The 2,781-nt window shown below is 67.7% G+C and carries 5 protein-coding genes; all 5 read left to right on the top strand.

Annotation, left to right across the window (positions count from 1 at the left end; translation table 11 throughout):
- A partial coding sequence (locus VFZ20_RS03350) for a hypothetical protein (RefSeq protein ID WP_329682410.1) occupies nucleotides 1–251 on the top strand: 251 nt, incomplete at its 5' end.
- Complete coding sequence (locus tag VFZ20_RS03345; protein ID WP_329682409.1) at nucleotides 248–664, top strand: DUF6979 family protein; 417 nt, start codon at nucleotides 248–250, stop codon at nucleotides 662–664. The genes VFZ20_RS03350 and VFZ20_RS03345, both read left to right, overlap by 4 nt.
- A 265-nt stretch (nucleotides 665–929) precedes the next feature.
- Nucleotides 930–1,118, top strand: coding sequence for a hypothetical protein (locus VFZ20_RS03340; RefSeq protein ID WP_329682408.1), 189 nt, complete (start codon nucleotides 930–932; stop codon nucleotides 1,116–1,118).
- 267 nt (nucleotides 1,119–1,385) lie between these two features.
- The gene (locus VFZ20_RS03335; RefSeq protein ID WP_329682407.1) at nucleotides 1,386–1,982 is read left to right on the top strand and encodes a dihydrofolate reductase family protein; all 597 of its coding nucleotides are present in this window, start codon (nucleotides 1,386–1,388) and stop codon (nucleotides 1,980–1,982) included.
- Nucleotides 1,983–2,068: 86 nt separating this feature from the next.
- Nucleotides 2,069–2,611, top strand: a complete 543-nt coding sequence (locus tag VFZ20_RS03330; RefSeq protein ID WP_329682406.1) for an SseB family protein — start codon at nucleotides 2,069–2,071, stop codon at nucleotides 2,609–2,611.
- Nucleotides 2,612–2,781 lie beyond the last annotated feature (170 nt).

Below are 2,781 nucleotides of genomic sequence, written 5' to 3'. Positions count from 1 at the left end.
AGCTGCTCCACGTGCTGAACCGCCTGGTGGACGCGGGCAACACGGTGGTCGTCGTGGAGCACGACATGCGCGTGATCGCCGGCAGCGACTGGGTGATCGACATCGGCCCCGGCGCGGGCGAGGAGGGCGGCCGTGTCGTTGCGGAGGGTCCGCCGACGCTCGTCGCGCAGTCGCGGGAGAGCCGCACGGCGCCGTACCTCGCGCGAGAGCTGGGGCCGGCATCTACTTCGATTGATGAGGATGCGACATGATCAACCCGAAACATGCAGGATCGATCAACGAGTATGGTGATGTAGCCATCCGAGCCGTAGAGAAGATCCGGAGCGGGGCAATGGTGTCGCCGGCCGCCGCGTGGGACGAGGCTGCGCGGGAAGTCTTTCCTTGTCGTGTACACCGACAAAAGAAGGGATGTCCCCGCGGCGCTTTCCTCGGACTGTGTGACGATGGCCTGGTTCTCGACGTCCCGGCTGGATCCTACACAAGGTCCATCGACAACAAGGCGTATGCCCTGCGCGCCGTCGAGCTGCTACGCTCCGATCCGAACCTCGCGGTCCAGGGCAGACGGGCACTCTGGAACCGTGTAGAGGCAAAGGCCGCGTCGCACAACTCGCAGATGGATGTCGTCCTGGCGCTGCACCAGAACGGACTGCTGAAACCCAGGTAGCGTTGCTCCCGCTCCTTGCCCTGGGCGCGTGCTCGCCGGCAGCGGCTGGGTGATCGACATCGGCCCAATGCGGGGGGGAAAGGCGGTCACATGATGGCTGCCGGTCCCACCCGCCGTCGTGGCGCAGTCGCCGGAGAAGCGCACGGCGCCGTGTCTCGCGCACGAGCTCGGAGTACGAATCCGCGGCGCCCATTTCCGCGTATGCTCTTTCGCTGGAGGATTTTCGGAGATCCGCACGCGCCCGAGCCGCGAAAGGACCAAGGCAATGGAGTTTCTCTACAAGGTCGTCAGCGCAGAAGCCAGGAACAACGACGAGCTGATCAGTTCCCTTCAGGACATGGTGAACATCAGCATCGCCGACGGATGGAGCCCCTCGGGTGGCGTTTGCGTCATCTACCGGGGCGGCGAGTGGCTGTACGGCTACCAGGCGATGACGCGGGAACGAGACGAGTAGGGTTCCGGCGGAGTAAAACCACTTCCACGTGATCAAAGGCGGCGAGCAGCCGCCTTTCTGCTTTCCGACGGCCCGGTGCACAGGTCTCCCGCCAGGATCGCGGATGCGTTTGCTGAGGCCGGCATCTGCGGCCTCGCGCCGACCCAGCCGTTCCGCTTCTCCTGCACGAGGGGCGATGTAGAGAATCGCGCCGCGGCTCCGACTACACCCCTGGATGCCGCGGCAAGCGGCATCGTACGCAACCCCATCCCCAGCAGAGAGGCGGAGATGCGCAAGGTGATCGTGAGCGAGTGGATGACGCTGGACGGCGTGGCGCAGGCGCCGATGAGCCCCGGCGAGGATCCCGACGGCGGGTTCCGGCACGGCGGCTGGCACGTGCCGCATGCGGGCGACGCGGCGTTCCAGCAGCGCGTCGCCGAGACGGTGGGCGCGGCGGGCGCATACATCCTGGGGCGGCGAACGTACGAGACCTTCGCCGCGTTCTGGCCCAGCGCGCCGCGCGAGCAGGCGGTCCTCGCCGATCCGCTCAACGAGCGCCCCAAGTACGTCGCCTCCAGCACGCTGTCCGAGCCGCTCGCGTGGCAGCACTCCACGCTCCTGCGCGGCGACGTGGCCAAAGCGGTCGCGGCGCTCAAGCGCGAGGAGGGCGGCGACCTGCTCGTCATCGGCAGCACGCGGCTGGTGCGGACGCTCATAGAGCGCGACCTGGTGGACGAGCTCCGGCTGATCATCGATCCCGTGCTCGCCGGCGGGGGAAAGCGCGTATTTCACGACGACGGCGTCCTTCGCCGCCTGCGCCTGACGCACAGCGAGGTGACCGCGACCGGCTCCCTCATCCTCACCTACGTCCCGGCCACGGGCTGACGCGCCGATCCACGCAGCACCGCCGCCCGTCGTCGTCGCGCGGACGCATGCCGCCGCACGGATCCCGTCTCGCGCGGATACGGTTGATGATGGAAATGCCGGCCCGGCGCGTCCTCTTCTTGCAAGGCTCGATTGCCGCATCGAGCATGCACGGGGCACGCAGCCGCCGGCCGGCGCCGGCCGCGGTACACATCAACCAGCGCGAGCTTTTGACGAACCACTCGGAAGACGGCGGACGCGGGCAGGCGAGCGAGGCCATCCGCGCCGCCCGCGCGGGACAGCTCGACACGGAGCAGATGCTGGGCTCCCTCCTGGCCGCGCAGGTCAGCATCCCGCTCGCGGAGACGACGGTGATGGACGGCGCCCGCCTGCTCAGCTGGAAGCCGGCCACCGTTACCCGCGATGCGGATGGCGAGCAGTTCGTCATCGCCTTCACGGACGGGGAGCTGGACCAGAAATACGCCAAGTGGCGGCCGGAATACCCGTACCGCCTCCGCGTCGGGGCGGACTGGTTGATCACGGTGCTGCCGGCCGGCCACGGCGTCATCATCAACCTCGGCGGTGACGACATCATGTTCGAGTGGCCCGCGCGCGACATCCTGGCCCACCGGGCAGATCACGAAACCTGACGCACCGGCGTACTCCCCAAACGCGTGATCCCGTGTAGCCGCGGAGGCGCCCCCCAGGATCCGGGAGGCGCCTCCGTGCCTTGTTGCCTGCTCGTTGTTTGTCGCGGACGGCGCTCTTGTGCGCATCCGTGTTTTCCGCCATAAATCAAAGAGAGAGAAGACATCCCCTG

This window comes from Longimicrobium sp., from assembly GCF_036280135.1.
Taxonomy (GTDB): Bacteria; Gemmatimonadota; Gemmatimonadetes; order Longimicrobiales; family Longimicrobiaceae; genus Longimicrobium.
Note: the sequence above shows the minus strand (reverse complement) of the source record. Positions and strands in the feature narration are given on the sequence as shown.

Bases quoted from the DNA above. Each gene is read 5' to 3' on its own strand.
- VFZ20_RS03345 (WP_329682409.1), top strand. From the start codon at position 248: ATGATCAACCCGAAACATGCAGGATCGATCAACGAGTATGGTGATGTA.
- VFZ20_RS03340 (WP_329682408.1), top strand. From the start codon at position 930: ATGGAGTTTCTCTACAAGGTCGTCAGCGCAGAAGCCAGGAACAACGAC.
- VFZ20_RS03335 (WP_329682407.1), top strand. From the start codon at position 1,386: ATGCGCAAGGTGATCGTGAGCGAGTGGATGACGCTGGACGGCGTGGCG.
- VFZ20_RS03330 (WP_329682406.1), top strand. From the start codon at position 2,069: ATGATGGAAATGCCGGCCCGGCGCGTCCTCTTCTTGCAAGGCTCGATT.